Annotated in this window: 20 protein-coding genes; 8 read left to right on the top strand and 12 right to left on the bottom strand. The window is 67.2% G+C overall.

Annotation, left to right across the window (positions count from 1 at the left end; translation table 11 throughout):
- Nucleotides 1-195: 195 nt before the first annotated feature.
- Nucleotides 196-1,194: a restriction endonuclease gene (locus tag GGR73_RS03230; RefSeq protein WP_456362911.1), complete on the top strand. Its 999-nt coding sequence runs from the start codon at nt 196-198 to the stop codon at nt 1,192-1,194.
- 41 nt (nt 1,195-1,235) lie between these two features.
- Here the strand turns inward: GGR73_RS03230 and hutC are convergent, their stop codons facing one another.
- Nucleotides 1,236-2,009 (bottom strand): histidine utilization repressor, encoded by a 774-nt coding sequence (gene hutC, locus GGR73_RS03225; protein ID WP_456362910.1) that lies wholly within the window; start codon nt 2,007-2,009, stop codon nt 1,236-1,238.
- Nucleotides 2,010-2,013: 4 nt separating this feature from the next.
- The gene (locus tag GGR73_RS03220; RefSeq protein ID WP_184455600.1) at nt 2,014-3,384 is read right to left on the bottom strand and encodes a formimidoylglutamate deiminase; all 1,371 of its coding nucleotides are present in this window, start codon (nt 3,382-3,384) and stop codon (nt 2,014-2,016) included.
- Between the two features lie 60 nt (nt 3,385-3,444).
- Between GGR73_RS03220 and hutI the strand changes: the two genes are divergently transcribed.
- Both hutI and hutH read left to right on the top strand, forming a co-directional pair.
- Nucleotides 3,445-4,650: an imidazolonepropionase gene (gene hutI / locus GGR73_RS03215; RefSeq protein WP_184455598.1), complete on the top strand. Its 1,206-nt coding sequence runs from the start codon at nt 3,445-3,447 to the stop codon at nt 4,648-4,650.
- A 13-nt stretch (nt 4,651-4,663) separates the two neighbouring features.
- A complete protein-coding gene (gene hutH, locus GGR73_RS03210) occupies nt 4,664-6,205 on the top strand; it encodes a histidine ammonia-lyase (RefSeq protein ID WP_184455597.1) in 1,542 nt (513 codons plus the stop codon).
- Between the two features lie 65 nt (nt 6,206-6,270).
- On the opposite strand, the gene GGR73_RS20260 is transcribed toward hutH, so the two are convergent.
- Nucleotides 6,271-6,396 (bottom strand): hypothetical protein, encoded by a 126-nt coding sequence (locus GGR73_RS20260; protein WP_456362909.1) that lies wholly within the window; start codon nt 6,394-6,396, stop codon nt 6,271-6,273.
- A gap of 41 nt (nt 6,397-6,437) precedes the next feature.
- Between GGR73_RS20260 and hutG the strand changes: the two genes are divergently transcribed.
- Complete coding sequence (hutG, locus tag GGR73_RS03205) at nt 6,438-7,298, top strand: N-formylglutamate deformylase (protein ID WP_054592817.1); 861 nt, start codon at nt 6,438-6,440, stop codon at nt 7,296-7,298.
- Nucleotides 7,299-7,314: 16 nt separating this feature from the next.
- Nucleotides 7,315-8,982, top strand: coding sequence for a urocanate hydratase (hutU, locus tag GGR73_RS03200; RefSeq protein ID WP_184455595.1), 1,668 nt, complete (start codon nt 7,315-7,317; stop codon nt 8,980-8,982).
- A gap of 151 nt (nt 8,983-9,133) precedes the next feature.
- On the opposite strand, the gene GGR73_RS03195 is transcribed toward hutU, so the two are convergent.
- Nucleotides 9,134-10,222, bottom strand: coding sequence for a hypothetical protein (locus GGR73_RS03195; RefSeq protein ID WP_184455593.1), 1,089 nt, complete (start codon nt 10,220-10,222; stop codon nt 9,134-9,136).
- 198 nt (nt 10,223-10,420) lie between these two features.
- Here GGR73_RS03195 and GGR73_RS03190 point away from each other — a divergent pair, with 198 nt between their 5' ends.
- A complete protein-coding gene (locus tag GGR73_RS03190; protein WP_039514302.1) occupies nt 10,421-11,149 on the top strand; it encodes a hypothetical protein in 729 nt (242 codons plus the stop codon).
- 236 nt (nt 11,150-11,385) lie between these two features.
- Here the strand turns inward: GGR73_RS03190 and GGR73_RS03185 are convergent, their stop codons facing one another.
- The 3 genes from GGR73_RS03185 to mtnA form a co-directional block, all read right to left on the bottom strand.
- Complete coding sequence (locus GGR73_RS03185; RefSeq protein ID WP_184455591.1) at nt 11,386-13,863, bottom strand: membrane-bound PQQ-dependent dehydrogenase, glucose/quinate/shikimate family; 2,478 nt, start codon at nt 13,861-13,863, stop codon at nt 11,386-11,388.
- A gap of 194 nt (nt 13,864-14,057) precedes the next feature.
- Nucleotides 14,058-16,769 (bottom strand): DNA gyrase subunit A, encoded by a 2,712-nt coding sequence (gene gyrA / locus GGR73_RS03180; protein ID WP_184434185.1) that lies wholly within the window; start codon nt 16,767-16,769, stop codon nt 14,058-14,060.
- A 209-nt stretch (nt 16,770-16,978) separates the two neighbouring features.
- Nucleotides 16,979-18,043, bottom strand: a complete 1,065-nt coding sequence (gene mtnA / locus GGR73_RS03175) for an S-methyl-5-thioribose-1-phosphate isomerase (protein WP_039812638.1) — start codon at nt 18,041-18,043, stop codon at nt 16,979-16,981.
- 34 nt (nt 18,044-18,077) lie between these two features.
- Between mtnA and GGR73_RS03170 the strand changes: the two genes are divergently transcribed.
- Entirely contained in the window at nt 18,078-18,401 is a 324-nt protein-coding gene (locus GGR73_RS03170) for a hypothetical protein (protein ID WP_184456545.1), read from the top strand.
- Nucleotides 18,402-18,678: 277 nt separating this feature from the next.
- On the opposite strand, the gene GGR73_RS03165 is transcribed toward GGR73_RS03170, so the two are convergent.
- The 3 genes from GGR73_RS03165 to ligA all read right to left on the bottom strand — a co-directional run bounded on the left by GGR73_RS03165 (nt 18,679) and on the right by ligA (nt 22,982).
- A complete protein-coding gene (locus GGR73_RS03165) occupies nt 18,679-19,365 on the bottom strand; it encodes a DUF3011 domain-containing protein (RefSeq protein ID WP_184455589.1) in 687 nt (228 codons plus the stop codon).
- 156 nt (nt 19,366-19,521) lie between these two features.
- On the bottom strand, nt 19,522-20,484 hold the full coding sequence (epmA, locus tag GGR73_RS03160; RefSeq protein WP_184455587.1) for an EF-P lysine aminoacylase EpmA: 963 nt from the start codon (nt 20,482-20,484) through the stop codon (nt 19,522-19,524).
- A complete protein-coding gene (gene ligA / locus GGR73_RS03155) occupies nt 20,481-22,982 on the bottom strand; it encodes an NAD-dependent DNA ligase LigA (protein ID WP_184455585.1) in 2,502 nt (833 codons plus the stop codon). Before ligA ends, epmA begins: the two co-directional genes overlap by 4 nt.
- A gap of 176 nt (nt 22,983-23,158) precedes the next feature.
- Here ligA and GGR73_RS03150 point away from each other — a divergent pair, with 176 nt between their 5' ends.
- A complete protein-coding gene (locus GGR73_RS03150) occupies nt 23,159-24,283 on the top strand; it encodes a pyridoxal phosphate-dependent aminotransferase (RefSeq protein ID WP_184455583.1) in 1,125 nt (374 codons plus the stop codon).
- A 207-nt stretch (nt 24,284-24,490) separates the two neighbouring features.
- Here the strand turns inward: GGR73_RS03150 and GGR73_RS03145 are convergent, their stop codons facing one another.
- Together GGR73_RS03145 and zipA are read right to left on the bottom strand one after the other, a co-directional pair.
- A complete protein-coding gene (locus GGR73_RS03145; protein ID WP_184455581.1) occupies nt 24,491-24,895 on the bottom strand; it encodes a hypothetical protein in 405 nt (134 codons plus the stop codon).
- 188 nt (nt 24,896-25,083) lie between these two features.
- Entirely contained in the window at nt 25,084-25,815 is a 732-nt protein-coding gene (gene zipA / locus GGR73_RS03140; RefSeq protein WP_065032401.1) for a cell division protein ZipA, read from the bottom strand.
- Between the last annotated feature and the right edge of the window lie 45 nt (nt 25,816-25,860).

Raw genomic sequence — 25,860 nt, 5'->3', positions numbered from 1 at the left:
TCGGGAAGGACCCGCCAGTCCTGTAATACGAAGTCCGTTTGCTCCCCTCCCCTCACGGCTTCGGACTGGCGGGTCTTTCGCTATCTGGATCACGGTGCGTGGTATCGCCGCCCGCGATGCATTGACGAATCTGCGGCGAAAGATTCTTCTAGGCGTACCGCTTCGTCATACGTTCCATACCTTCGCTTGATGCTCATGTCTTCCTGGATTGTGGCGCTTGTGGCTTCCCTGCTGCTCTGGCTGGGAGTGTGTGCGTATGTGTGGCTGGTGCGCCGCCGTGCCAACGAAACCAGCGAGGGCGTGCGTGCCTTGGCGGCGATGCACTGGCGCGACTTTTCCGCAGTGGTGCAGCGCGTGCTGCAGGAGCAACGCGGCTGGCAACCCACCCAGGTGCCGCAGGACGGCCTGCCGACGGCCGACTTCATGATGCAGACCGAGCACGGCACGCGCCTGGTGGCCTGCAAGCACGGGCGCGGCTACCGCATCGGCGTGGCAGCGGTGAACGAGCTGGGGGCGATGGCGCGGCTGGCCGGCGCGGGCGGCGGCGTGATGGTGACCGAGGGCCGCATGGAACGCGAAGGCCTGGCGGCCGCCGAGAAGCAGTCCATCGAAGTGCTGGATGGCGTGCGCCTGTGGCCCTTGCTCAAACCGTATCTGCCGGGCGATGTGGAGACCGGCGTGGTCGGCATGGCGCGCCGTCGCGCGATCCGTCACAGCCTTATTGCCGGTGCAGCGCTGGCGACCCTGGCGCTGGTCGCGGTGCTGGCCTTGCAACCGGTGGCGCCGCCTGCGCCCACGCAGCAGGCAACGGTGGTGGCCGCCCCACGCACTACCGCAGCGGTCGCTGCAACACCTCCACCGCAGGGCACAAGCTCGCCGCAGGCCGCGCCGCCATCAGCGGCACCGCCTGCATCGACGCCACTGGCAGGCGATGCCGAACCGGATGCGGCAACCATGCAGGGCTATCAGCGCGAGGTGTCCAAGGCGCTGGCACAGACGCCCGGCCTGGTGCGCGGCATCTGGATCACCCAGGCAACGCTGGCGGTGGATCGCTCGGTTGACGATGCGGCGGCGTGGCCGTTGATCTGCCGCGAACTGCAGCGCTACCCCTACCTGCGCACCGTGCGCGTGCAACTCAATCCGCGCCCCGGCGTGGACGAAGCGGTGCGCTGGCGGCAGTGCACGACGATCTGATTCATGCATCGCCCCATGCGCCTGCGCGCGAGGCTTGAGGCTCAGCGCATTCCCGGTGCGAACCGCGCTACCAGGTCGTAGGATCCGCCCAGGAACAGCTGACGCACATAGGTGACCGGCTGGTCGCCGCGCCAGGTGTGGCGATCGATGACCAGACAGGCCGCGCCATCGTCCACCTGCAGGCGTTCGGCTTGCGCGGCGTCCGCACTGACGGCACTGATGCGGTGTTCGGCGCGCGTCCACGGCACGTTGCGCAACAACCAACTGCCCGGCGCCACGTCGGTGAACGGCTGCAGCAATGCCTCGGGCACGGTGGTGATGTCGATCACCCGCTGCTCCAGCGCGAACGGACTGCCGTCTGCCAGGTGCACGCTTTCCAGCGCCAGCACCTTGCCGCTGCTGCCCAGGGTCCGCTCCTGCGGCACGCGCAGGCGCGGGCTGCGCAGTCGGCGCGACAACAGCGCGAACCGGTAGAGGTGGCCGCGCGCGGTCATCTCCACTTCGATGTCGGGGATCGACAACGCGACCTGCTCCAGATGCGGATGCGGGCGCGCCACGAACGAGCCGGTGCGGCGCCGGCGTTCGATCATGCCGGCATCGGCGAGCAGGCCGAGTACCTTGTTCACAGTCATGCGCGAACAGCCGTATTGCGCCATCAGCTCGTGCTCGGGCGGCACCCGGTGCCCGGGCGGCCAGTCGCCACTGTGGATGCGGCGTTCCAGATCCTGCCGGATGCGTTGATGCAGGGTGCCGGGCGCGGCGATGGGGGTGGCGGTCAAAACGGGTCTCCGGTCAGACCCGCATTGTGCGCGCATCCGCTCATTTGCTCAGCAGCGATCGCAGAACCCCGGCAAAACGCGCGGCAATCCGCGCGCGATCCACATGGCGCCCGTCGCGCACCACCGGTTGCCCGGCGCGCCAGACGGTGCGCACCGCACCGCCGCGCGCGGCGAACAGCCAACTGTCCAGCAACGCATCGTCGTTGCGGGCCAGCAGCGCCGGATGGGTCGGGTCCAGTTCGAGCAGATCGGCCGATGCGCCGACCCGGATGCCGCTGCGCGCAATGCCCAGGGCCTGCGCGGCACCCTCGCCCGCCTGCTCGAACAACCAACGCCCGCTGGAGGCACCCGCCTGCGCCAGCACATTGCGTGCCTGCAGCTGCAGACGCTGGCCGTATTCGAGCAGGCGCAGTTCTTCGGCCGCGTCAATCAACACATTCGAATCCGAGCCGACACCAAAGCGCCCGCCCGCGGCGGCAAATGCCTGCATCGGGAACAGGCCGTCGCCCAGATTCGCCTCGGTGATCGGGCACAGCCCGACCACCGCGCCGCTGTCGACAATACCCTGCAGCTCGCTCGCGTCCACATGCGTGGCATGCACCAGGCACCAGCGCGCATCCACCGGCGTGTTGGCCAGCAGCCACTGCAGCGGGCGCTGGCCGGACCAGTCCAGGCAGGCCTGGACCTCGCGCTGCTGCTCGGCGATATGGATATGGATCGGGCCATCGGTGAGCGGCACCAACGCCGCCAACTGCTCCGGCGTGACCGCGCGCAGGCTGTGTGGCGCCAGCCCGAGCACGGCATCCGGCAATGTCTTCAGGCTGCCCTTGCAGTCGTCCAGCAACCGCGCGAAACCGTCGAGGTCGTGGATCAAACGACGCTGCGCTGCGCTGGGCGCGACGCCACCGAAATCCGCATGCGCATAGAACACCGGCAACAGCGTCAGCCCGATGCCGGTGTTGGCGGCGGCAGCGGCGATGCGCCCGGACATTTCGCCGGCCTGCGCATACGCCGCGCCGCCGGGGCTGTGGTGCAGGTAATGGAATTCGCCGACGCGGGTGAAGCCGCTTTCGAGCATTTCCACATAGGCCTGTTCGGCAATCGCCTGCAGGCTGTCCGGATCGAGCCGGTCGACGAAGCGGTACATCAACTCGCGCCAGCTCCAGAAACTGTCGCCGCTGCGCCCGCCCACTTCGGTCAGCCCGGCCATGCCGCGCTGGAATGCGTGGCTATGCAGGTTGCCCAGCCCGGGCAGCAGCCGCTCGACCCGGCTGTCGTCGGCAGCGGGCGTGGCGCCGGGCTGCACCGAGGCGATGCGCCCCTGCGCCAGCGTGATCCGCACGTCGCCCGCCCAGCCATCGGGCAGGAGAGCCCGCGCCGCCCACAACGCCTGCACCTGTTGGTCTGCCACTGGACACCCTCAATTGCCGGTTCTATTGTATATACATATCAGACACCACGAGCCTGCGCCATGCATTGCGACGTCCTCTGGCACAACGCACAGCTGATGACCCTGGACGCAGCCGATGGTGGCCTGGGCATCGTGGACGATGGCGTACTGGCCTGCCAGGACGGCCGCATCACCTACGCCGGCCCGGCCGCGCAGGCCCCGGCGCTGACGCCGGACGTTGCGCACGATTGCCGGCGCCGCTGGATCAGCCCCGGCCTGATCGATTGCCATACCCATCTGGTGTATGCAGGCAATCGCGCCAACGAATTCGAGCAACGCCTGCGCGGTGCCAGTTATGCCGAGATTGCCGCAGCCGGCGGCGGCATCGTGGCCACGGTGCGCGCCACCCGCGCCGCCGACGACGCAGCGCTGCTGGCCGCCAGCTTGCCGCGCCTGGACGCCATGCTCGCCGAAGGCGTGACCACGCTGGAAATCAAATCCGGCTACGGGCTGACGCTGGAGGACGAAACCAAGCAGCTGCGCGTGGCACGCCAGCTCGCGGCACTGCGCAAGGTCGAAGTGGTGCCGACCTTCCTCGGTGCGCATGCGGTGCCGCCGGGCGGCGATGCGCAAACTTATATCGACGCCGTCTGCACGCAGATGATTCCGGCGATCGCCGCGCAAGGGCTTGCCGAGGCGGTGGACGTGTTCTGCGAGCATCTGGCGTTCTCGCCCGCGCAGGCCGAACAGGTCTTCCGTGCCGCGCAGGCACATGGCCTGGACATCAAGATCCATGCCGAGCAACTGAGCAATCAGCATGGCGCGCAACTGGCCGCACGCCATGGCGCGTTGTCGGCCGATCACATCGAATACCTGGATGACGCCGGCATTGCCGCAATGGCCGGCGCCGGCACCGTCGCGGTGCTGTTGCCGGGCGCGTTCTATTTCACCCGCGACACCCAGCTGCCGCCGATCGCGGCGTTGCGCGCCGCCGGCGTGCCGCTGGCCCTGGCCACCGACTGCAACCCGGGCACCTCGCCGCTGACCAGCCCACTGCTGGCGATGAACATGGCCGCCACGCTGTTCCGCATGACCGTGGACGAGTGCATCGCCGGGTTCACCCGCGAAGCCGCACGCGCACTCGGGCGCGGCGAGCGACTGGGCCGGCTGTGCGCCGGCCTGCACTGCGACCTGGCGATCTGGGACATCGATGCGCCGGCCGACCTGGTCTATCGCATGGGCTTCAACCCTCTTCATGCCCGCGTCTGGCGCGGGCATTCCTGCTGAATCCGGAGTCATCATGAGTGCTTCTCTTGTCTTGCAGCCCGGCCAGGTCACGCTGGCGCAGTGGCGTGCGCTGTATCGCGGCGCCGACGTCGTGCTGGACGACGCTTGCGCGGCCGCGGTGCTGCGCAGTGCGCAGACGGTGGAGGCCATCGTGGCGCGCGGCGAGCCGGTGTATGGCGTCAATACCGGCTTCGGCAAGCTGGCCAGCGTGCGCATCGAGCGCGAGGACCTGCAGACCCTGCAGCGCAATATCGTGCTCTCGCACGCCGCCGGGGTCGGCGAGCCCACCCCGGTGCCGGTGGTGCGGCTGATGATGGCGCTCAAGCTCACCAGCCTGGCCCAGGGTGCTTCCGGGGTGCAGCCGCAGACGCTGGCATTGCTGGACGCGATGCTGCGCCTGGGCATCACGCCGGTGGTGCCCTGCCAGGGCTCGGTCGGTGCCTCCGGGGATCTGGCACCGCTGTCGCACCTGGCCGCGGTGATGATCGGCGTCGGCGAAGCCTTCGTCGGCAGGCAACGCCTGCCTGCCGCCGACGCGCTGGCGCAGGCGCAGCTGCAGCCGCGCGTGCTGGGCGCCAAGGAAGGCCTGGCGCTGCTCAACGGCACCCAGTTCTCCACCGCCTGCGCCTTGGCCGGGCTGTTCGAGATCGAAACCGTGTTGCAGGCCGCGTTGGTCACCGGCGCGCTGTCGGTGGAAGCGGCCAAGGGCTCGGACACGCCGTTCGATGCGCGCATCCATGCCTTGCGCGGCCAGCCGGGGCAGATCGCCACCGCTGCCGCACTGCGCGCGCTGATGGCCGATTCGAGCATCCGCGAATCGCATCGGCTCGGCGATGTGCGCGTGCAGGATCCGTACTGCCTGCGCTGCCAGCCGCAGGTGATGGGCGCGGCGCTGGACATCATGCGTCAGGCCGCACGCACGCTGGAGATCGAGGCCAATGGCGTCTCGGATAACCCGCTGGTGTTCAGCGATACCGGCGAGGCCTTGTCCGGCGGCAACTTCCATGCCGAGCCGGTGGCCTTCGCGGCCGACATGCTGGCGATGGCGGTCTGCGAAATCGGCTCGATCAGCGAACGCCGCACCGCGATGCTGGTCGACCCGGCCTTGTCGGGCCTGCCGGCGTTCCTCACCCCGCGCCCGGGCCTGAATTCCGGCTTCATGATTCCGCAGGTCACCGCTGCGGCCCTGGTGTCGGAAAACAAGCAGCGTGCGTATCCGGCCAGTGTCGATTCGATCCCGACCTCGGCCAATCAGGAAGATCATGTGTCGATGGCCGCGCATGGCGCGCGGCGTCTGCTGGCGATGGCCGAGAACGCCGCGCACGTGATCGGCATCGAACTGCTGGCGGCCGTGCAAGGCTGCGACTTCCATGCGCCGCTGCGCTCCAGCGCCGCGCTGGAAGCCGCGCGCGCACTGCTGCGCGCGCAGGTGCCGACCCTGCAGGACGACCGCTATTTCCATCCCGACATGCTGGCGGCCAGTGCGTTGGTGCGTTCGGGTGCGCTCGCGCAGGCGGTCGCCATCGCCTTGCCAGGCGTGGAGCAGCACGCATGACGCGCCACCTCGCAGCCGCTGGAATGATCTCGGCAGCGTGGTATCCGCGCGTGCAAGGTCTTGCGTCACTGCCGAGCGCGCATCTGCGCGACGACCATGCACTGCGGGCGATACGCGCGCGCGGACTGCTTGCGCGTCAGGCCGTGCTGCGCGCTTGCGCGCCGTGTGCCGACCGGATGCAGGCGCGACATCGTCGCGTCCTGACGATCGCACCAGCACAAGGCGCACCGCGATGAGCGCCCTGCCCTGGCTCGAGATCCACCGCGGCGATGCGCCGCTGATCCTCAGCTTCCCGCATACCGGCACCGAGCTGCCCGAGGAGATGGTCGACCAGTTCGTCTCGCCCTGGCTGGCACGCCGCGATGCCGATTGGTGGGTGCATCAGCTGTACGACTTCGCGCAATCCCTCGGCGCCACCACCGTGCGCACCGCGATCTCGCGCTCGGTGATCGACGTCAACCGCGATCCCAGCGGAGCGTCCCTGTACCCGGGCCAGAACACCACCGGCCTGTGTCCGCTGACCACCTTCGACAACCAGCCGCTGTATGCCGACGGCGCCGAACCCGACCAAGCGCAGATCGCCTGGCGCCGCACGCAGTGGTTCGACCCCTATCACGCTGCGCTCGCTGCCGAGATCGCGCGCCTGCGCACGCAGCACGCCAGCATCGTGGTCTACGACGCGCATTCGATCCGCTCGCATATTCCGCATCTGTTCGATGGCGAGCTGCCGCAGTTCAACATCGGCAGCAACGACGACCGCAGTTGCGATCCGGCCCTGGCCGATGCCGTGGAGCAGCTGTGCCGCAGCAGCGGCTCGAGCACCGTGCGCAACGGGCGCTTCAAGGGCGGCTGGATCACCCGCCATTACGCGCAGCCCGGGCATGGTGTGCATACGCTGCAGATGGAGCTGGCGTGCCGCGGCTATATGCGTGAGCCGGACACCATCACCCCGCAGAACTGGCCCACGCCCTGGCTCCCCGCGCATGCGGTCGCACTACGCGCGGTGCTGCGCCACGTGCTGCTGGCCTGCCTGCAGTTTGCCAATACCACCGCTCACTCCTCCGCCACCACGCCGCCTGCGGCGCACCGTTGATTGCAAGGAAACCGGCATGACCCGTCACGATGCAACCCGCGTCATCCGCGCCGCCACCGGCACCACGCTCACCGCAAAAAGCTGGCTCACCGAAGCGCCGCTGCGCATGCTGATGAACAACCTGGACCCGGACGTGGCCGAGCGCCCGCAGGAACTGGTGGTCTATGGCGGGATCGGCCGCGCCGCGCGCGACTGGGAATCCTTCGATGCGATCGTCGCCGCGCTGACCCGCCTGGACGACGACCAGACCCTGCTGGTGCAGTCCGGCAAGCCGGTCGGGGTGTTCCGCACGCATGCCGATGCGCCGCGCGTGCTGATCGCCAACTCCAACCTGGTGCCGCGCTGGGCCAGCTGGGAGCATTTCAACGAACTCGATCGCAAGGGTCTGGCGATGTACGGCCAGATGACCGCCGGCAGCTGGATCTACATCGGCGCGCAGGGCATCGTGCAAGGCACCTACGAAACCTTCGTGGAGATGGGCCGCCAGCATTACGGCGGCAGCCTGGCCGGCAAGTGGCTGTTCACCGGTGGCCTGGGCGGCATGGGCGGCGCGCAGCCGCTGGCCGCGGTAATGGCCGGCGCCTCGTGCCTGGCGGTGGAATGCCGCCGTTCCAGCATCGACATGCGCCTGCGCACCGGCTACCTGGACACCTGGACCGACGACCTGGACGAAGCGCTGCGCCTGATCGAGGAATCGTGCACCGCGAAGAAGCCGCTGTCGGTCGGCCTGCTCGGCAATGTCGCAGACGTGCTGGACGAATTGCTGCTACGCGGGGTCAAGCCGGACCTGCTGACCGACCAGACCTCCGCGCACGACCCGATCAACGGCTACCTGCCGCAGGGCTGGACGGTGGAGGAATGGGACGCGAAACGCGTGAGCGCGCCGAAGGCGGTGGAAGCGGCCGCGCGCGACTCGATGGCCAACCACATCCGCGCCATGCTCACCTTCCACGCACTCGGCGTGCCCACCGTCGATTACGGCAACAACCTGCGCCAGATGGCGCTGGAAGCAGGCGTCGACAACGCGTTCGACTTCCCCGGCTTCGTGCCCGCCTATATCCGGCCGCTGTTCTGCCGTGGCATCGGCCCGTTCCGCTGGGTCGCGCTCAGTGGCGATCCGGACGACATCGCCAAGACCGATGCCAAGGTCAAGGAGCTCATTCCCGACGATGCGCATCTGCACCGCTGGCTGGACATGGCTGCCGAAAAGATCGCCTTCCAGGGCCTGCCTGCGCGGATCTGCTGGGTCGGTCTGGGCGACCGCCATCGGCTCGGCCTGGCCTTCAATGCGATGGTGCGCAGCGGTGAATTGAAGGCGCCGGTGGTGATCGGCCGCGATCATCTGGATTCGGGCAGCGTCGCCTCGCCCAACCGCGAAACCGAAGCCATGGCCGACGGTTCGGATGCGGTCTCCGACTGGCCGCTGCTCAACGCCTTGCTCAACACCGCGTCCGGCGCGACCTGGGTGTCGCTGCATCACGGCGGCGGCGTCGGCATGGGCTTCTCGCAGCACGCCGGCATGGTCATCGTCTGCGACGGCAGCGAGGCAGCCGACAAGCGTCTGGAGCGCGTGCTCTGGAACGACCCGGCCACCGGCGTGATGCGCCACGCCGATGCCGGCTACGCCATCGCCACCGACTGCGCGAAGCAAAAAGGCCTGGATTTGCCCGGCATTCTCGGCTGAGGATTCTCGGCCCCGGCTGTTTCGCCGACCGCGTGCACGCCGTATGCGGTCGGCATGCAGCACGCGGACATCACCGGTTGTGGGCGCAGCGTCCGCAGCAGGCGACGACGATCCGCCGCGTTCTGCCGGCGGCTTCCAGCTCCATCACGGTCTACTTGCAGGCCGATGCAGCAGCGGCCAGCAATGCGTTGTCATCGAGCACCGGTGCCGCCCCGCTTGCTGGATAGGCCGCTGCGATCGCCTTCGCCGCGCGATCGGCGTCCGCCTGGATATACCACTGCGACGACGGCGGCAGCGAACGCCCGCGCACCGCCTGCTCGAAGCGATACTGTCCCCAGTAGATCGCCAACGGCTCTTCCAGCGCATTGAGCGGGTTACGCAAGGTGGCCGCACCCGGACACAGCCGCACGAAGTTGGCAGCGAGCATGCGTTTGCGCGCCGATGGCTGCCCCGCAGACAGGTAGTGACTCAATTCATGCAACACGATCGGCGCCCAGTCCATCGAGGCCGTGCCGGTACGCGCATCATGCTGCGAATACAGCAGCATGGTGCGTCCGCGCACCTTGGCCTGGGTGGTGTCCGGCTCCGGCCACCAGACGAATCTTGCCTGGAATACCGCAGGCTCCGGCACTGCAAAGAACGCCCGCATCTGCGCTGCCAACCGCGAGACGGCGGGCTTGGACAGTTCCTCGCCCAGCTCGCGCGCCTGTTGCTCGAAACGCGGTGCAACGGCGACCAGGTGCCTGGCGCGCGGAACGAAGCGGGCAAAATACGCGCGCAACATCGCCTGGTCGTCTGCCGACTGCTCGGCAATGGCGGCGTCCGCTGAGGCCTCGAATCCCGCATTCCCGAGGAAATGCCGGGAGAAAGGATCTACCTCACGGGTGGCATCTGGCGCAAACACACGGTCGAGTACCTCCAGATCGTCGTCCTTTGCCAGCCCCGAGGTGCGCCGACGGAAATCTGCGTAGGCCACAAGCGCTGCACGATCGGCCGGGTCCAGCCCGCCATGGGTTTCGAAATAGCTGCGATAGACGGGCGCCGTATAGCTGGGCAACCAGTCCGACAGGTTATCCAACAGGTTGAACAGGTCCGTGGCCTCGCTGTAATCCACCTGCACGGGCGCCGATAACGGCATGGCCGGCGCGGCCTGCACGGTGGCACACATCACGACCCAGATCAGTCCGGCTGAGCGGACGCGCCGCAGCGTTGGCGGCCAGCGATCGATCCATCTGCGCATGCAAGGCTCCGGGCTGGCGGGTGCGCTGATTCGAGCATGCCGGGATACCGCCCGCCACGTGCCTTTGGTCAGGGGGCGCGAGAGCTTTCCTGCTTCGGGTTGCAAGCGAGGAAATCGTTGCCCATCACATTCTCGACGATTGCCCTCAAGTCCGCTGCGTGCGGGCCGACAAGGTATGCAACGTTTCGAGGGATCTCCATGGGCATCTTGATCTACCTGGTGCCTGCATTCGCGCTCTGGGCGCTGATTGCCACCGTGCTGGCGTTCGTGCGTGGCCGGCAGCTGCGCGCCGAATCCGGCCAGCTCGCCAGCACCCAGGACAGCCTTGCCCGCTACCAGGCCGCGCTCTCGCAGGCGAAGGCGCGTGCGGCCGCCAGCGTGCTGGAGCTGGAATCGCTGCAGCGCAGCTACACCGTCCTCAAGCAATCGCTGGAGCAGCAGGAACAGACGGCCGCCGAACAGGCGCCGGCTGCCGACAGCCAGGTGATTCCGATGGTGATGGTGCAGCGGCTGGATATCGCCAACGAGATCGGCACGTTGTTCGCGCACGTCGCACGGGTGGCACGCAGCCTGCGCCGCTACAGCGCCTACAGCCGCGGCCACACCGCGCCGGAACCGGCCACCGCCCGTTACGACCTGCATTGGCTGGCCGATTGCCTGCACAGCTTCGACCAGATCGGCTATGCCCTGTTGCGCGGCAACGTCGCGGCGCTGATCACCGCCTGCCAGGACCTGCTGTCAATGTACGACCACTATCTGAAGGACGGGTCCGGCTACAACAGCCGCGACACCTTCCAGCGGCTGAGCAGCGATGTGCCGCTGTCGGATGCCACCGATGCCATCCGCTCGATCATCGTCAAGGCGACGCTGGCGCAGGATGTGCGCGATGCGGTGATGGAGGATGCGGTTGCGGCTAATGTTGGGTGAGTGGGGAATCGGGAATCGGGAATCGGGAATCGGGAATCGTAAGAGCGTCGGTGCGGGGTTCTGTTGGGTCAACAGGTAGATGCATGCTGTTTGACCACTTCCCGATGCAGGTTGTTTGCCGACTGCCGTGATGCGATTGCCCATGAAAAAAGCGCACCGCTTGCGGTGCGCTTTTTCGTTTCAGGCCTCGGGAATGGCCGGCTTGCCTTGGTTGGCGGGCTTGGTCCCTGCCTGCGTCATGGTGCCTGCTGCGGCAGCGCGTAGGCCACCACGGCATCGCCTGCGGGCGTTTCCATGAAGTGGTGGCCGCCGGCCATGATCACCAGATACTCGCGGCCGTTGTAGGCGTAGACCATCGGGTTGGCCTGGCCGCCGGCCGGCAGCTTGGCATGCCACAGCTCCTTGCCGGTGGACAGATCGATGGCGCGGATCAGGTCGTCGGTGGCTGCGGCAATGAAGATCAAGCCACTGGCCGTCACCACCGAACCGCCATTGTTGGGCGTGCCGATCTCGATCGGCAGACCTGAGCGGATGCCGAACGGACCATTGCCGCGTGCGCTGCCGAACGGACGGTCCCAAAGGGTCTTGCCGCTGGCCAGATCGATCGCACGGATGCCGCCATACGGCGGCTGCTTGCACAGCAGCTTGGTGAACGGCAGGCGCCAGCCGGCGTTGACGTTGATCGCGTACGGCGTGCCGGCCTGTGGATCGCCCGCACCCTCCGCGCCACCAGCATCGCCGCGCACTTCATCGCGCGGTGCCCAGCCCAGTTTGTCGGCCTTGGCGCGCGGCACCAGCAGGTTGTAGTTGGGCATGTCGTTGTAGTTGGCCACGATCACGCCGCGCTGCGGATCCACCGACACGCTGCCCCAATCCGAACCGCCGTTGTAGCCGGGATATTCAATCGAATGACGGTCGGCTTCCGGCGGCGTGTAGATGCCCTTGTAGCTGGCCTTGCGGAACTGGATACGGCACACCAGCTGATCGATCGGCGTCATCCCCCACATGTCGCGCTCGGTCAGATCCGGCTTGCGCAGCGTGTGGTAGAGCGAAAATGGCTGCGTCTTGGCACGCATCTGCGGCTCCACGCCACCGCCCGGCACTGCGCGTTCTTCCACGCCCACCAGCGGCTTGCCGGTACGCCGATCCAGCACGTACAACTCGCCCTGCTTGCTCGGCAACAACACTGCCGGCACGTTGACGCCGCCCTTGGGGAAGTCGATCAGGCTCGGCTGCGAGCCCAGGTCGTAATCCCACGCATCGATATGCGTGGTCTGGAAATTCCACACCGGCTTGCCGGTGGTGACATCCAGCGCCACCAGCGAGGTCGCGTAGCGATTCTCCTGCGGCGTGCGCGAGCTGCTCCAGTAATCGGCGGTGGAGTTGCCCATCGGCAGATACACATAGCCCAGCTGTTCGTCGGCCGCGGCGGTGGTCCACATGTTCGGCGTGCCACGCGTCCAGGTCTGGCCCGGCGGCGGTGCGCCGTTCCAGTCCGGATGGGTCATGTCCCAGGCCCAGCGCAATTGGCCGGTCACCGCATCGAAGCCCTCGATCACACCGGACGGCTCGTAACGCTTCTGCCCGTCCAGCACCTGATGGCCGGTGACCACCACCCCGCGCACGATGGCGGGCGGCGAATTGATCGACACATAGCCCGGCGGCGTCTGCCCCATGCCGACGGTGATGTCGACCTGGCCGTTGTTGCCGAAATCCGTGCACGGCTTGCCGCTACGCGCATCCAGCGCGATCAGGCGGCCATCCAGCGTGCCTTCGATGATGCGCGTGCGGCACAGCGGCGCCCCCTCCGCTGCCACTGCTGCGGCGGCGTCGTTGGCTGCCACCGGCACCTGGTAGTACGACACACCGCGGCAGGCGGCCGTATACGGAATCGCCTCGTCCTTGACCTTGGGATCGTAACGCCAACGCTCCTTGCCACTGGCGGCATCCAGCGCGATCACCTGATTGCGCGCAGTACACAGATACAGGCTGTCGCCCACCTTCAGCGGCGTGGTTTCCGCACCCCAGCGCTTACTCGGCAGGTCGCCGGTGTGGAAGACCCAGGCCTGCTTCAATTGCGCAACGTTGTCGCGGTTGATCTGCTGCAACGGCGAATAGCGCTGCCCGGCCTGGCTGCGTCCATACGCGGCCCAGTCGTCGTCGGCAGGCGCATTGCCCGGCTGCCCGTCGGCGGCGACCGGCGCTGCAGACGCGCTGCGCTTGACCAGGCCCGCGGCCATGCCGGCGGCGTGTGCCAGCGCGCCATCGGCCTCGGTCACCCCAAACGGCACGAAGGCGAGCGCGAAGGCCACCACGAACACCGCCGCCAGAACGCCGGCCACGCTGCGCGACACCGCACGCGACACCGGGCGCTCCAGCTTCGGCAGCAGCAGCGCCAGCACGAATGCCAAGCCGACGATCAAGCCCAGCCGCGGTACCCAACGCCAGTAGTCGCTGCCCGATTCCCACCACGTCCACGGCAACGTTGCCGCCACCACTGCGGCAAACCACCACGCGCCCGCATTGCGACCGCGAAACAGCAATACGCCGGCGATCAGCAAGGCCGCGCCCGCAGGCGCGTAATACCAGGAGCCGCCCAGCGCGGCCAGCCTCACGCCGCCTGCCAGCAGCACGGCGCCCAGCACTCCAATCACGCCTCCCAACGTCGCCAGCGCCCAGTGGCCGCGACGGGAAGGACGATGCAATGTCGTCATCAGTTGTTCCTCTTCGATCTGCGGCGACGCAACGCCGCCGCACCGCCCACAACCTTCGACCCGCCGCGGTGAAAAAACCGCGTTCTTTGCGAACGCCGTCGAAAAACACTGCGTTGCAGATGTCACCGCGTGCAATAAAAAACGCCGGCTGTGCGCCGGCGTTTTTCTTCAGCTGCGTTGCTCGCCAGGTGCGATCACGCTTCGGTCGGTGGCAGGTCGCCTGCACTTGCTGCCGGTGCAACCGCTGCATCGTCCAGCACGTCCTCGGCCTCATCCAGCGAGGCATCCAGGCGTTCGACCGCCTGCAGCTTTTCGCCCTTGGACAAGCGGATCAAGGTCACGCCCTGGGTATTGCGACCCACGCGCGAGATCTCCGAACCGCGGGTGCGCACCAGCGTACCGCCATCGGAAATCAGCAGCACTTCGTCGGTGGCGCCCAGCAGCACCGCACGCACCAGCTTGCCGTTGCGCTCGGTGGTCTGGATGCCGATCACGCCCTGCGTACCGCGGCCCTTGCGCGGGTACTCGGTCAGCGGGGTGCGCTTGCCGTAGCCGTTCTCGGTGGCGGTGAGGATGTAGGCCATGTCGTCGCTCTCGGCGACGTCGATCACTTCCGCCTCGACACCGTCCATGCTCTCCACCACGTCCTCGACACCCTCGTCCTCGACATCGCCTTCGATGCCGCCGGCACGCTCGGCCACGATCAGGCTGACCACCTCTTCGCCCTTGGTCAGACGGATGCCGCGCACGCCGGTGGCGGTACGGCCCATCGAACGCACGGTGGATTCGCCAAAGCGCACGGTCTTGCCGTTGGAGGCGAACAACAACACGTCGCGATCGCCATCGGTCAAGGCCACACCGACCAGCGCATCGCCCTCATCGAGGTTGATCGCGATCTTGCCGCGTGCCAGCCGGAACGCGAATTCGCTCAGCGGGGTCTTCTTGACCGTGCCGTTGCGCGTGGCAAAGAACACATAGCGATTGTCGGCGTATTCGCGCACCGGCAGCACCGCCTGCACACGCTCGCCGGGTTCCAGCGGAATCCAGTTGATGATCGGACGGCCACGCGCATTGGAGCCGGCCTCCGGCAACTGGTACACCGGCAGCCAGAACACCTTGCCGCTGCTGGTGAAGGTCAGCAGCGTGTCGTGCGTATTGACTAGCCACAGCTGGTCGATGAAATCCTCTTCCTTGGTCGCCGCCGCCGACCGGCCACGGCCACCACGGCGCTGCGCACGATACGCGCTCACCGGCTGGCGCTTGGCATAGCCGGCATGCGAGAGCGTCACCACCACGTCTTCCGGCGAAATCAGGTCCAGGATGTCCAGATCTTCTTCGCTGTGACGGATCTCGGTGCGGCGTTCGTCGCCGTACTCCTCGCGGATGTTGATCAGCTCGTCGCGGATCACCTGCAGCAGCACGTCCGGGTTTTCCAGGATGCGGATCAGGCCCTGGATGACCTCGAGCAACTGCTTGTACTCGTCGGTCAGCTTTTCCTGCTCCAACCCGGTCAGGCGATGCAGGCGCATTTCCAGGATCTGCGAGGCCTGCACTTCACTGAGCTGATAGAAGCCGTTGGCCAGGCCCACGCCCGGGGCCAGATCTTCCGGCTTGGAGGCTTCGGCACCGGCGGCGCCCAGCAGCGCACCGACCAGACCCGGTTCCCAGGTCTTGGCCAGCATGCGCTCGCGCGCTTCCTGCGGGTTGGCCGAGGTCTTGATCAGCTCGATCATCTCGTCGATGTTGGCCAACGCGACGGTCAGGCCTTCCAGCACGTGCGCACGCGCACGCGCCTTGCGCAGTTCAAAGATGGTGCGGCGGGTGACCACTTCGCGGCGGTGGCGGATGAACGCCTGCAGCATCTGCTTGAGGTTCATCAACTGCGGGCGGCCGTCGATCAGCGCGACCATGTTGATGCCGAACACCGACTCCATCTGGGTCTGCTGATACAGGTTGTTGAGCACAACCTCGGCCGACTCGCCGCGCTTGACCTCGATGTAGATGCGCATGCCGTCCTTGTCGGACTCGTCGCGCAGCTCGCTGATGCCTTCGAGCTTCTTTTCCTTGACCAGCTCGGCGATCTTCTCGATCAGCCGCGCCTTGTTCACCTGATACGGAATCTCGGTGACGATGATCGCTTCACGGCCGTTGTCGGCCACTTCCACATCGGCCTTGGCGCGCATGCGCACGCGGCCACGGCCGGTGCGGTAACCGGCAGCGATGCCGGCGGTGCCATTGATGATGCCGGCGGTGGGGAAATCCGGGCCGGGGATGTATTCCATCAGGCCTTCGACATCCAGCTCCGGCGTGTCGATCAAGGCGATGCAGGCGTTGATCGCCTCGGTCAGATTGTGCGGCGGGATATTGGTGGCCATGCCCACCGCGATACCGGCCGAGCCGTTGACCAGCAGGCTCGGGAACCGGGTCGGCATGACCGTCGGTTCCTGTTCCTTTTCGTCGTAATTGGGCTGGAAATCGACGGTTTCCTTGTCGATGTCGGCCATCAGCTCATGCGCCAGCCGCGACATGCGCGACTCGGTGTAACGCATCGCCGCGGCGGAGTCGCCATCGACCGAACCGAAGTTACCCTGGCCGTCCACCATCATGTAGCGCAGCGAGAACGGCTGCGCCATGCGCACCAGCGTGTCGTACACCGACTGGTCGCCGTGCGGGTGGTATTTACCGATGACGTCGCCGACGATACGCGCCGACTTGAAGTAGGCCTTGTTGCTGTGTGCGCCCAGCTCGTGCATGGCGTACAGGACGCGGCGGTGCACGGGTTTGAGGCCATCACGGGCATCGGGGAGTGCGCGGCCCACGATCACGCTCATCGCGTAATCGAGATAGCTCTTGCGCATCTCGTCTTCCAGATTGACCTGGATGATTTCCTTGGCGGTTTCTGCCATTCGGGTTCCGTAAGTGAGGTGGCGGGCGAGCCGGAAAGCCGCGTCGGGGGCGCCCTGACAACAGGCTGCCGACCCCACGCTCCCGCCGATCGATTCAAGCCCCGGATTGTATCACGAAGGGGCACCACGATGCCGCCGGTTTACCGGCCAGAAACAAGCACTTGCAGGATTTTGACGGGACGATGCGGCGATAGTGCGCCGCACTGGCCTCAGCCGCCGAACGCCGCCTGCATGCGCGCCAGGTCCGGCTGCGCGATCACCCCGCGTTCGGTGACGATCGCATCGATCAGGCTGCCGGGGGTGACATCGAACACCGGATTCCAGGCATTGATGCCATCGGCCACCGTGCGCACGCCGCCGACCCCGAACAATTCGCCCGGATCGCGCTGCTCGATCTCGATCTGATCGCCACTGGCGGTGTCCATGTCCACCGTGGACGACGGTGCCACCACCATGAACTTGACGCCGTGGTGGCGCGCGGCGATCGCCAGCTGATAGGTGCCGATTTTGTTGGCGGTATCGCCGTTGGCGCAGATGCGATCGGCGCCGACGATGACCCACTGCACCAGCCCGGACTTCATCAGATGCGCGGCGGCCGAATCGGCGATCAGGGTCGCGTCGATGCCGTCCTGCTGCAGCTCCCACACGGTCAGGCGCGCGCCCTGCAGCCACGGCCGGGTCTCGCCGGCAAACACCTTGGCGATGCGCTGCTGCGCCATGCCGGCACGGATCACGCCCAGCGCGGTACCGAAGCCGGCGGTGGCCAGCGAACCGGTATTGCAATGGGTCAACACGCCGCTGCCGGTCTCGATCAACGACGCACCGAGCGCGCCCATATGCCGGTTGGCCGCCAGGTCTTCGTCGGCGATGGCCTGCGCCTCGCGCGCGATCACCTCGCGCCAGTCGGCGCCGGCAGCGCCCAGCACGCGACGCATGCGCATCAGCGCCCAGGCCAGGTTGACCGCGGTCGGACGCGCGGCATTGAGCCGCAACAGCGCCGGTTCGAGCTTCTGCAGGGCCGCACTGCCGTCATCGGCAACGATGTCGCGCGCCGCCAGCACCACGCCCCACCCGGCCGCAATGCCGATCGCCGGCGCGCCGCGCACGGCCAGCGAATGGATCGCCTCGGCCACGGCATCGCTGGTGTCGCAACGTACATGCTCGACCACGAAGGGCAGCTTGCGCTGGTCGAGCAGTTCCAGGGCATCGCCCGTCCACAGCAGCGGGCGGATATGGTCGTAGCGGGCGTAATCGATATGGGCGCTGTCGTTCATCCGGACATTGTAAGGCGCGCGGGCAGCCCAGTCAGTGGCCGCATCGCTCGGCCCGCCGGCGATGCCGCAAACCGAACTGGTCGAGTGCGCGGTGCCCGCACCGCGCCAGAACGTTGGCCTGCCGCTTCTTGGAAGCCCGTTGCGCAGCCTGCGCGAGGCGGATGAGAAGTTGGCGGGTGGCGTGTTGAACGCCTTTCAGTTGCCGGGCTTGCAATGGCAAGGCAAAGAGAAGCTGGCCGACGCACAGTGCTCCAACCAGCGCACGTCATGCCCTGCCTGCACCATGCACACCGACCATCCCGACAGGTCCTTGCCCGCCCACCGTCGCGGGACCTTACGCGGCATGGATGCCGCGTAAGCGCCTACAAGGACGTACTTGCGGCGTGTCCCGCGATGGTGGGCGGGCAAGGGCCCCGCGGCCAAGCCGCAGATCGCCCGCTCCACACCCGACGCATCCGCAACCGTTCAATCACATCTCAAGACAACTGGAAGCTTGAGCTTCAGCATGGTCTGGATGTTCCAAGCAGAGCTGGTCAAGGGCTAGACACCCTCACCAACCTGGTCGCGTGCTGACGGGGGCCACGGCGCCGGCTACGCCCACCTATGCGATGGAGAGCAGCGGTTTCGTCAGTCCATCAGTCGACGATGAACTCGGCGCGGCAGCCGTCATTGACCCATACGCCGTCGCGGCTCCAGCCCCAGGTCTGGCCTTCCACGCATTCCTTCTTGGAGATCTGCCGGCCTACCCGCACCTGGCGCTCCACCGAGATCCCGCAGGTGCGGCGTGCGCCCTTCTTCGATTCGCAGGTCACCATGCGTGGCATGGCCACGAACCCGGAACCGTCCTCGGCAGCGACCTCGAATTCGCCATCGCAGCCGCGCGAGACCCAGATTTCGTTACGGCGCGCACCCCAGCTGCGGCCTTCCTTGCACGGCCACACCGAGCGCTGGCGCAGCAGGCGCACCGGCGCACCACGCAGCACCACCGGGCATACCACCTTGCCGCCGTTGGAATCGCAGCGCACCACGCGGCGCATCTGCGGAGCGCTCAGCGCCCGTGCGGCCGCGAACTCTGCACGGCAGCCCTGTTCGACCCAGACGCCACCGCGCTCGATGTCCCACTCGCTGCCACGGATGCAACTGGTCTCGGACAGCTGGCGCACCAGCTGGACGCCGTGCTCGGTATCCATCGCACAATGCACGCGCGCCATGTCCTTGGACTCGCAGCGCACCACGCCGGCGGCGCGATCCGCCGCACGCGCATCGGCCAGCATCAGCAGCGGCAAGCACCACAAACCGCATAAGCTGATCAGCCACTTCATGCCGACAATTCTCACCCAAACACACTCTGCGCCGCGCCCCCGTGGACGCCACGATGAGAGCATCATCGATGTGAAGATAGCAATACGGTGGCGATGACAGCGAGATGGCACCGGGCGCGCGCCCGGTGCCGCGCAGGCACTGCGCACCGCCGCGGGTCAGGCGCGGGCGAAAGCGAAGGCCAGCACATCGGCAATCTGCGTGGTGCCACGCATGGCCATCAACAGCCGGTCCACACCGACCGCCACCCCCGCGCAATCGGGCAGTTGCGACAACACCGCCAGCAGCCGCTCATCCACCGGCAGCTGCGGCAATCCGCGCGCCGCACGCACCGCGTTATCGCGCATGAAACGCGCCCGCTGCTCCTGCGCATCGTTGAGCTCGTGGTACCCGTTGGCGACCTCGTAAGCGCCCAGATACAGCTCGAAGCGCTCGGCCACCGGCGGCTCCCCGGGGCGGATGCGCGCCAACGCGCACTGGCTGGCAGGCCAGTCGTGCACCACGGTCAGCGTGTCGCTGGCAAAGCCCGGCTGGAGGCGATGGGTCATCAGCAGATCCAGCCAGTCGTCGCGGGTCAGGCCATCCGGATCGATGGCGATGTCGTGTAGCGGTGCGCGCAGCGTTTCGATCGGATCGTGCAACGGGTCGATGCCCAGCGCCTGCACGAACAGCGCGCGATAGCTCAGCACCTGCACCTGCGCCTGGCGCCCGACCAGCGCAAGCACGCGGTGCACCAGCTCAACGGTCTCCTGCGCCAGGGCGCGATCGTCCCAGCCCACCCGGTACCACTCGAGCATGCTGAACTCGGGATTGTGGCGGCCGCCGGCCTCGCCATTGCGGAACACCCGCCCCAGCTCGTAGCAATCGCCCACCCCGGCCGCCAGCAGCCGCTTGAGCGGATATTCCGGCGAGGTGCGCAACCAGCGCACCGGCGCGCCGGCATCGACATGGCCGCTGAAGCGCGTGCTGAAACTGTCGATATTCGGCTCGGTGTTGCCGGCCTCCGACAGCACCGGCGTCTCCACTTCCAGCACGTCGCGCTCGGCGAAGAAAGCGCGGATCAGCGCGTTGAGCCGCGCGCGCAACCGCAACGCGTCCAGATCGACCTGCATCGCGCTCATGGTTGCTGGCCGTGCTCGCCGAGGAAGGCCAGCAAGCGCGCCTCGTCCCAGATCTCCACGCCCAACGACTGCGCCTTGTCCAGCTTGGACCCGGCCTCTTCGCCGGCCACCAGAAACGCGGTTTTCTTGGAGACGCTGCCGGCGACCTTGGCACCCAGCGCTTCCAGCCGTTGCTTGGCCGCATCGCGGGTGAGCGCGGCCAGGGTCCCGGTGATCACCACGGTCTGGCCGTCGAGCGGGCCGGTTTGCAGCGCGTCGGCGTCGGGCAGACGCGACAGCACCGTTTCCATCGCCTGCTGCGCAGCGCTTGCCAAGGCCGCATTTTCCGGCCGCTCCAGCCATTGCAGCAGCGACGCCACCACCGGCGCGGGAACGCCGGCCTGCAACAAGGCATCGGACCCGGCGCTGCGCAGCGCATCGAAGGAGGCCACCGCGGCAGCCAGCTGCTGCGCACGCACCGGCGTCACCTTGGGGATATCCATGTCCTGCAGCACGCTGGCAAAGCTCAGCGCCTCGCGCAGTTTAGGTGATGGCGGATGCGCATCGCCGATGCGCACGCCACGTTGCAGCAGGTCGTCGATGGCCTGCTGATTGCCGGGCTGGTCGAAGAAGTGCCCGAGCGAGCGCGCCACCTCGCCACCGATGTCGGGCACGCGCTTGAACAGCGGCCACGGCAGATGGCGGATCAGCTCCAGATCGCCGAACCACGCCGACAAGGCCTTGGCGGTGCTCTCGCCGACATGCTCGATGCCGAGCGCAAACAGGAAACGCTCCAGCGTGGTATCGCGCGATTGCTCGATCGCCTCGATCAGGTTTTCCGCCCATTTGGTGGCGATCTTCTTGCGGTTCCAGTCGAACGCCGGCAGCCCGGCGCGCAACAGATCCGCCTGCCAGGTGTGCGGCGCCTCGCGCTCGCCGGCCAGGTCCACACCGATGCCGACCACGGTGTTTTCCAGCTGGCCGTACGCACCGCTGGCCAGATGCTCGCGCGCCTCGCGCAGGAACGCGTGCGGGCTTTCGGCAGTGCTGATCATGCGCAATTGCAGCAGCTGGTCCACGTTGAGCAGATACAGATCGGCCACGCCCTGCACCACGCCGCTGTCGACCAGCACCTCGATGAATTTTTCGCCCAGGCCATCGACATCCATCGCGCGGCGCGAGACGAAATGCCGGAACGCTTCCTTGCGCTGCGCCGGGCAGGTCAGCTCGCCGGAGCAGCGCCACACCGCCTCGCCTTCCTCGCGCACGATCTCCGACCCGCAGACCGGGCAGTGCGTGGGCATCTGCCATGGCTGGGTGCCGGGCGGCCGTTGATCGGCAACCACGCCGGCCACTTCGGGAATCACATCGCCGGCACGCCGCACGATCACCGTATCGCCCACGCGCACATCCAGCCGCGCGATCTGGTCGGCGTTGTGCAGCGTGGCGTTGGTGACGATGACCCCGGCCACATGCACCGGCTTGAGCCGCGCCACCGGCGTGGCCGCACCGGTACGGCCGATCTGGATCTCGATCGCCTCCACCGTGGTGGACTGCTCCTGCGCCGGGAACTTGTGCGCGATCGCCCAGCGCGGCGCGCGCGAGACAAAGCCCATCTCGCGCTGCCCGGCCAGATCGTCGAGTTTGTAGACCACGCCATCGATATCGAAGGGCAAGCCGTCGCGCGCCTCACCGATGCGTTGGTAGTACGCCAACAGGCCGTCGCTACCCTGCACCACCTCGACCAGGGCGCTGACCGGGAAACCCCACGCACGCAACTGCGCCAGGATCGCCGAATGCGTCTGCGGCAACGCACCTTCACTCACTTCGCCCACGCCATACGCAAAGAAACTCAACGGGCGCTGCGCAGTGATGCGCGCATCCAGCTGACGCAGCGAGCCTGCAGCGCCATTGCGCGGATTGGCCAGCACCTTGCCGCCCTGCAGGCGCATCTGCGCGTTGTAGGTCTCGAAGGCGGCGCGCGGCATGTACACCTCGCCGCGCACCTCCAGTACCTGCGGCCAGCCTTCACCACGCAGGCGCAGCGGAATCGCCTTGACGGTGCGCAGATTGGCGCTGACATCCTCACCGGTGGCGCCGTCGCCCCGCGTTGCGCCCTGCACGAACTCGCCGTTTTCGTAGCGCAGGCTGATCGCCAGGCCATCGAGCTTGGGCTCGGCCGAGAACAGCGGCTGCTTCACCTCCAGCCGCTCGCTGATACGCCGTACGAACTCGGTCACTTCCTCGTCGCTGAAGGCATTGCCCAACGACAGCATCGGCAGGGCATGCCGCACCTCGGCAAAGCGCGACGCGGCCAGGTGGCCGACGCGCTGGGTCGGCGAATCGGCGCTGGCCAGCTCCGGGTGCGCAGCCTCCAGGGCTTCCAGTTCACGCATCAGGCCGTCGTAGTCGACGTCGGCCATCTGCGGCTCGTCGAGCACGTGATAGCGGTAGTTGGCGTCCTCGATACGATGACGCAGGGCGTCGATGCGCTGAGCGGGATCCGGGCTGACAGTCATACGATCGCTGGGCTGGCTCTGGGCCGCCCATTCTAACGGGCCGTGCCGGTGTGCAAGTGCTGCCGGACCACCGACCAAATCGCGCGACAGCGAGCCCGGCAGCGATTTCCCGATAGGCAGACAGGCACAAACCCGCTAGCGTGGCGCCCTCTTTGCCTGCTCGCCTGGAGCTCACCGTGCCGTTGCCCGTTTCGCGCCGTTCGTTTCTCAGCCTTGCCAGCGTTGGCGTGGCGATCTCCGCACTGGGACTGGCACCGGCAGCCGAGGCAGCCCGCAAGCGTGCCGCTGCGCCAACCAAGCCAGGCGTGGCGCCGGCAGCGGGCGCGGTGTTTCTCAATCTCAACGAGCATCCGCTCGGCCCCTCGCCCGCCGCAGTGGACGCGGCAACGCGCTCGCTGGCACGTGCGGGCCGCTATCAGTTCGAGATGGAGCAGGACCTGCGCAACCTGATGACCGGCGAGCTGCAACTGCCCGGCGATCATCTGGCGTTCTTTCCCGGCTCCAGGGACGCGCTGCTTCGTGCCGGCAGCCTGTTCACCTCGGCACGTGCCGGGCTGGTGGTAGCCGACCCGAGCTTCGACCCGATCATCGACAGCGCCACCGCCCGCGGCGTGCCGGTACGCAAGGTGCCGCTGCGGGCCGATGGCGCGCACGACGTCAAGGCGATGGCCAAGGCCGACCCGTCCGCCGGCCTGATCTACCTGTGCAACCCCGGCAACGCCAGCGGCGCCATCACCCCGCGCGCCGACATCGAGTGGCTGCTGGCCAACAAGCCGGCCAGCGCAGTGCTGGTGGTCGACGAGGCGTATATCCACTACAGCAACGAGCCGTCCATGGCGGACCTGGTGCGCCAGCGCCAGGACCTGATCGTGCTGCGCAGCTTCTCCAAGCTCTACGGCATGGCTGGCCTGCGCCTGGGCGCCGCGCTGGCGCCGCCGGGGCTGCAGACCAAGCTCGCCAGCCTGGGCAGCAACCCGTTGTCGGTACCGGCAATGGCCGCCGGCATCGCCAGCCTGCGCGACCCGCAGCTGGTGCAGACCCGCCGCGCGGAGAACGCCCGCGTGCGCGACGACACCATCGCCTGGCTCAAGAGCAAGGGCTACACCTGCCTGCCCACGCAGGCCAATTGCCTCCTGCTCGACGTCAAGCGCGACGCTGGCGTGTTCGCCGATTCGATGCAGAAACAGGGCGTCATCGTCGGCCGCAGCTGGCCGATCTGGCCCAAGCGCGTGCGCGTGAGCGTCGGCACCGAGGCGGAGATGCTGCGCTTTCGCGAGGCGTTTACCAAGGCCAAGCGCTGATCGCCAAGCACAGAGTGGCCATCACTTCCCCTCTCGGGAGAAGGTGCCCCGAAAGGGCGGATGAGGGTGCGCCTAAGAGATCTACCATCACCTGTAATGACAAACGCGTCGCCACGCGCCATCAGACCTGAATCACCGACTGCTGCACTGCTTCGCCTCCGTACCCTCACCTCAACCCCTCTCCCGCCGGAGAGGGGCGTTGATTTCCTATCGCGTGGGAGTTGGAAACGGCGCGGCAGCATTCGGACGCAACATGCGCCGGATCCACACGTAGCTGAGCGCAAACGTCAGCGCCATCGACACCGCAATCCACACCAGGAGCTGGCGCAGCATCGGCGGGCCCTGAAAGATGCGCGCGTAGTAGCTGGCATCCAACAGCGCGATCGCATGCGGCAGGAAGACAGTGACGATGGGCGTTGGCACTGGCGCAACCAGCAGCGCCACTGCAGCGGCAAACCCGATCGACCTCCATTGCGCGCGATGTGGGCTTGTCGACGCGCCTTTGCGCAAACGCAGCGCAATCCGCGACGCCATCCATAGCAGCGGTGCGGCCAGGATGGCCCACACCGCCAGCAACATCAGCACCGCCAGCGCGCCCTGCAAGCTCCACATCGTTCACCTCTACGCTAGGACGCGTCCTGCGGCAGGTCGCGACTTAGACCGCGTATGGACGACTCACGGTCGGGATGACTCGCGGTCAATGGCTCGCAATCACTGACTCAGCGACGCTCGATCACCAGCGGTGCGCAATCACCACCCACGCACATCACCAGCAGCGCACACTTGAAAGCAATACGCACTCACCAGCGCGGCGACTTGGTCAGCGGCGGTGCCTGGTGCTGGCGATCGTAGGCGCGCAGTTCGTCGCGGATATGCGCCACGCGCTGGCGGCCCAGCGCATTGCGGCTGTCGTCCAGCACCACGCCGTCGAGCAGTTCAGCCATGCGCTGCACGGTCGGCAGCATCTTTTCCCAGGCATCCAGCGCGGTCATCGGCGCCGGCAAGGTGAGGAAGAACGCAATCGCCGGGGTCTGCATCTCGCGGATGTTGGCCATGTCGAAGCTGCCGGGCTTGAGGATGCTGGCCATGCTGAAGATAGGCCCGCGCTCCGGATGCCCCTCCACCAAACGGTGGAAGACATTCATGTGACCGAACACCAGCCCGGTCTTCTCCGCAGCGACCACCACATCTTCGCCGCGCAGCACCTGGCCGGCCTTGGCGGCCACGAACAGCGAGACGATCTTGTCGAAATCCTGGTTGGGCCGCTTGCCGACATCGTTGCCGCCGGCCGTATCGGCATCGTCCAGGTTCAGTTCGCTTTGCTCGGCGCCTTCATTGCGCTCGAACGGGTCGCCCTCCACGCCAGGCTCGCTGGAGATCACCGGCTCGCGGCGCTCGCGCGGTTGCCCGTCGTCCTTGTCGACCCGGCGCCCTTGTGGCGATTTTTTCGGGCGACCAAACAGGAAGATGGCCGCGACCAGCAGCAGTCCAGCGATCAGGATCCCGATCCGGATCATGGCCATGTCGGACATTCAGCGTGCCTCCGCATAAGAGTGACAGGTGTCGATATTCCGACA

This window comes from Xanthomonas sp. F14 (assembly GCF_014199865.1).
The sequence above is the reverse complement of the archived record's forward strand: the minus strand, read 5'-3'. Positions and strand labels throughout refer to the sequence as shown.

Coding starts and splice junctions, on each gene's coding strand:
- GGR73_RS03230 (WP_456362911.1), top strand. CDS start 196: ATGTCTTCCTGGATTGTGGCGCTTGTGGCTTCCCTGCTGCTCTGGCTG.
- hutC (WP_456362910.1), bottom strand. CDS start 2,009: ATGCGCGCACAATGCGGGTCTGACCGGAGACCCGTTTTGACCGCCACC.
- hutI (WP_184455598.1), top strand. CDS start 3,445: ATGCATTGCGACGTCCTCTGGCACAACGCACAGCTGATGACCCTGGAC.
- hutH (WP_184455597.1), top strand. CDS start 4,664: ATGAGTGCTTCTCTTGTCTTGCAGCCCGGCCAGGTCACGCTGGCGCAG.
- GGR73_RS20260 (WP_456362909.1), bottom strand. CDS start 6,396: ATGTCGCGCCTGCATCCGGTCGGCACACGGCGCGCAAGCGCGCAGCAC.
- hutG (WP_054592817.1), top strand. CDS start 6,438: ATGAGCGCCCTGCCCTGGCTCGAGATCCACCGCGGCGATGCGCCGCTG.
- hutU (WP_184455595.1), top strand. CDS start 7,315: ATGACCCGTCACGATGCAACCCGCGTCATCCGCGCCGCCACCGGCACC.
- GGR73_RS03195 (WP_184455593.1), bottom strand. CDS start 10,222: ATGCGCAGATGGATCGATCGCTGGCCGCCAACGCTGCGGCGCGTCCGC.
- GGR73_RS03190 (WP_039514302.1), top strand. CDS start 10,421: ATGGGCATCTTGATCTACCTGGTGCCTGCATTCGCGCTCTGGGCGCTG.
- GGR73_RS03185 (WP_184455591.1), bottom strand. CDS start 13,863: ATGACGACATTGCATCGTCCTTCCCGTCGCGGCCACTGGGCGCTGGCG.
- gyrA (WP_184434185.1), bottom strand. CDS start 16,769: ATGGCAGAAACCGCCAAGGAAATCATCCAGGTCAATCTGGAAGACGAG.
- mtnA (WP_039812638.1), bottom strand. CDS start 18,043: ATGAACGACAGCGCCCATATCGATTACGCCCGCTACGACCATATCCGC.
- GGR73_RS03165 (WP_184455589.1), bottom strand. CDS start 19,365: ATGAAGTGGCTGATCAGCTTATGCGGTTTGTGGTGCTTGCCGCTGCTG.
- epmA (WP_184455587.1), bottom strand. CDS start 20,484: ATGAGCGCGATGCAGGTCGATCTGGACGCGTTGCGGTTGCGCGCGCGG.
- ligA (WP_184455585.1), bottom strand. CDS start 22,982: ATGACTGTCAGCCCGGATCCCGCTCAGCGCATCGACGCCCTGCGTCAT.
- GGR73_RS03145 (WP_184455581.1), bottom strand. CDS start 24,895: ATGTGGAGCTTGCAGGGCGCGCTGGCGGTGCTGATGTTGCTGGCGGTG.
- zipA (WP_065032401.1), bottom strand. CDS start 25,815: ATGTCCGACATGGCCATGATCCGGATCGGGATCCTGATCGCTGGACTG.